The organism is Mongoliibacter sp. (assembly GCF_007692705.1).
Taxonomy (GTDB): Bacteria; Bacteroidota; Bacteroidia; order Cytophagales; family Cyclobacteriaceae; genus Mongoliibacter.
Map to the genome: position 1 here is coordinate 1 of NZ_REBN01000012.1, position 2,986 is coordinate 2,986.

The 2,986-nt window shown below is 40.2% G+C and carries 4 protein-coding genes and 1 tRNA gene; 2 read left to right on the plus strand and 3 right to left on the minus strand.

Translation table 11 applies throughout. The features are described 5' to 3' along the window. Both EA341_RS00145 and EA341_RS00150 read left to right on the plus strand, forming a co-directional pair. Positions 1-546 (plus strand): SMP-30/gluconolactonase/LRE family protein (locus EA341_RS00145; RefSeq protein WP_293010657.1); only part of this gene is annotated, 546 nt, incomplete at its 5' end. 53 nt (positions 547-599) lie between these two features. Beyond that, complete coding sequence (locus EA341_RS00150; RefSeq protein ID WP_293010658.1) at positions 600-2,045, plus strand: YdiU family protein; 1,446 nt, start codon at positions 600-602, stop codon at positions 2,043-2,045. Between the two features lie 219 nt (positions 2,046-2,264). Here EA341_RS00150 and EA341_RS00155 read toward each other — a convergent pair whose 3' ends face one another. From EA341_RS00155 to EA341_RS00165, 3 genes are all read right to left on the minus strand, one after another. Next, entirely contained in the window at positions 2,265-2,528 is a 264-nt protein-coding gene (locus EA341_RS00155) for a GIY-YIG nuclease family protein (RefSeq protein ID WP_293010659.1), read from the minus strand. Between the two features lie 30 nt (positions 2,529-2,558). Beyond that, positions 2,559-2,658, minus strand: a tRNA-Arg gene (locus EA341_RS00160). Further along, the gene (locus EA341_RS00165; protein ID WP_293010660.1) at positions 2,649-2,900 is read right to left on the minus strand and encodes a GIY-YIG nuclease family protein; all 252 of its coding nucleotides are present in this window, start codon (positions 2,898-2,900) and stop codon (positions 2,649-2,651) included. Before EA341_RS00165 ends, EA341_RS00160 begins: the two co-directional genes overlap by 10 nt. Between the last annotated feature and the right edge of the window lie 86 nt (positions 2,901-2,986).

A 2,986-nucleotide genomic window follows, 5' to 3' on the forward strand; every position in this document is an offset into this window, starting at 1 on the left:
TTCTCCGCTTTCCATGGCCCTCCTAATTTCTCCCAAATTTTCAGACGTAAATCCAAGATTGAACCTGATCTTCAGCCTAAAGGTGTTATAAATGGAGTTACTATCTCCAACGGAATGGCATGGACGGAAGACCAAAAGACTTTTTATTATATCGATAGTCCAAGTCAGCAAATCATAGGGTATGATTTTGATTTGGAAAAAGGAGAAATAGCAAATGGAAGGATTGCTGTATCTATTCCAAAAGAAATGGGAACGCCTGACGGCATGTGTATAGACAAAGAGGGGATGCTTTGGATTGCACATTATGGTGGAGGGGGCGTTTACAGGTGGGATCCGAAGTCTGGAGATTTGTTACAAAAAGTTCTGGTACCTGCTCCCCATGTAACCTCATGTTGTTTTGGTGGGAAAGAACTTTCCACACTTTTCATTACCACCGCCAGAGAAAACATGACCTCCGAACAATTGAAGGAATATCCCTTAAGTGGGGATGTTTTTTCTTTCGAAACTGATACTGAGGGATATGAGGCTTTTAAATTTGAGATATGAAATTATATATTGGGGTGTTTTGTTAAAACCACATAAAAAAATCCCAAAAGCGCATGCAAATTACCTGGAACCTAGAACATAGTTATCAAAAACTCCCTAAAGCTCTATTTAGCTCAGTAAATCCTGTCCCGGTGAAATCTCCTCAGCTGGCATTGTTTAATGAAGGCTTGTCAAAGGAATTAGGCTTAAATTTCGAAGAGTTGGATGCTGATTCTTTAAGTGCAATTTTTTCCGGTAATCAGTTACCAAAAGATGCCCAACCCTTGGCCCAAGCCTATGCAGGGCATCAGTTTGGTCAATTTACCATGTTAGGTGATGGAAGGGCCGTGTTGCTGGGAGAGCAAATTACGCCATCGGGTAAAAGGTACGACATTCAGTTCAAAGGTTCAGGCAGAACGCCCTATTCCAGGGGGGGAGACGGAAGGGCTCATCTAGGTGCCATGTTGCGGGAATACTTGATTTCAGAAGCCATGTACTATTTGAATATCCCTACCACGAGGGCATTGGCTGTGGTGCTTACCGGTGAACCTGTATACAGGGAAAAGGTTAAACAAGGTGCTATACTTACCAGGGTTGGGCAGAGTCATCTCCGCGTAGGCACCTTTGAGTATGCAAGAAATTTCCATGATGGTCAACATTTGAAAGATCTTTTACAATACAGCATTGCAAGGCACTTTCCAGAGGTTCATGAGTCTAAAAATCCTGCTTTGCCATTTTTTGAAGCAGTGATGAGTAAACAAATAGAATTGATAACTCAATGGATGCGTGTAGGTTTTATTCATGGTGTGATGAATACAGACAATATGAGTATTCCAGGTGAAACCATAGATTATGGCCCATGCGCCTTTATGAATACTTACGATCCCAAGACCGTTTTCAGTTCCATAGATACCCAAGGACGTTATGCCTATGGAAATCAGCCGTTTATTGCGCATTGGAATTTAGGCTGCCTGGCCTCCACATTATTGCCGGAGATTTCATCTGATACAGAAGAAGCAATAAAATTGGCCAAGGAGTCGATTAATAAATTCCCCAAAGCTTATGAGGCCAAGTGGCTGCAAATGATGGGAAGAAAATTGGGTATGGATGAAGTTAAAACAACAGATAAAGCACTAATAGATGATCTGCTTCACTGGATGAAAGTCCATAAGGCTGATTTTACCAATACATTTTTGTATTTAAGAAGAGGTGTGTTTCCTAAAGACAACCTTTATGACAATGAAGATTTCAAAGCGTGGTTGGTTTTGTGGAAGGAAAGAATTTCTGGAAATATGCAGAGGGCTCAGGAGCTTATGGACGCGAATAATCCTGCCTTTATCCCCCGAAATCATTTGGTGGAAGAAGCCTTGGAGGCAGCAAGCGCAGATGGAAACATGCAGCCATTTCAAGAATTGCTTGCTGTACTTAGTCAGCCTTATAAGGATGTTACCGGTATGGAAAAATATCAGGAAGTCCCTCTTGGAGTAGATATCGAGTATCAGACTTTTTGCGGGACTTAAGGATTTGCTTAGTTAATTAAGTGTGTAAACACATCCAATTGAATACGCTTTTCTCGTAAGCAAACGCAGATTCATAAAAATTGATAATTGTAGCCTCGACACCCGCCCGACTGTACCAGTCAGTTCGGGCGGGGGAATCGAACTCCCGCTCGAACGTTCCGCCGGAAAGGTTACTGGTACTGGGGAATGAGTTTCGGTACGGGCAGGTGTATCTAAAGTTTAGGAAACTTCCCTGCCGGCCAATATCTTTCTTAGAAACTCTCTTCCTCTAGAGGTTTTAAAATATTTTTCTCTTTTAATAGCCTCTATTTCAGTTTCAAATTCTTCAAAATAAACAATTTCAAAGGGTATATATGGTCGGATCGAAACAGTCATTCCGGAATTATGTTGAATAAGTTTTTTCTGAAGGTCTTTGCAATGACCTTTGTAATAGTAGTTATGGACCTTGCTTTTGAGAACATGAGCATAATAGATCTCTTTCATAATCCCTAAAAATAAAAAAATTAATAATTGTAGCCTCGACAGGAATCGAACCTGTATCTAAAGTTTAGGAAACTTCTATTCTATCCCCGTCCGACTGGCGTCAGCCGGGCGGGCATTGAACTACTGGGCCAATATCTTTCTTAGAAACTCCCTTCCTCTAGAGGTTTTAAAATATTTTTCTCTTTTAATAGCCTCTATTTCAGTTTCAAATTCTTCAAAATAAACAATTTCAAAGGGTATATATGGTCGGATCGAAACAGTCATTCCGGAATTATGTTGAATAAGTTTTTTCTGAAGGTCTTTGCAATGACCTTTGTAATAGTAGTTATGGACCTTGCTTTTGAGAACATGAGCATAATAGATCTCTTTCATAATCCCTAAAAATAAAAAAATTAATAATTGTAGCCTCGACAGGAATCGAACCTGTATCTAAAGTTTAGGAAACTTCTATTCTATCC

Coding starts and splice junctions, on each gene's coding strand:
- EA341_RS00165 (WP_293010660.1), bottom strand. CDS start 2,900: ATGAAAGAGATCTATTATGCTCATGTTCTCAAAAGCAAGGTCCATAAC.
- EA341_RS00150 (WP_293010658.1), top strand. CDS start 600: ATGCAAATTACCTGGAACCTAGAACATAGTTATCAAAAACTCCCTAAA.
- EA341_RS00155 (WP_293010659.1), bottom strand. CDS start 2,528: ATGAAAGAGATCTATTATGCTCATGTTCTCAAAAGCAAGGTCCATAAC.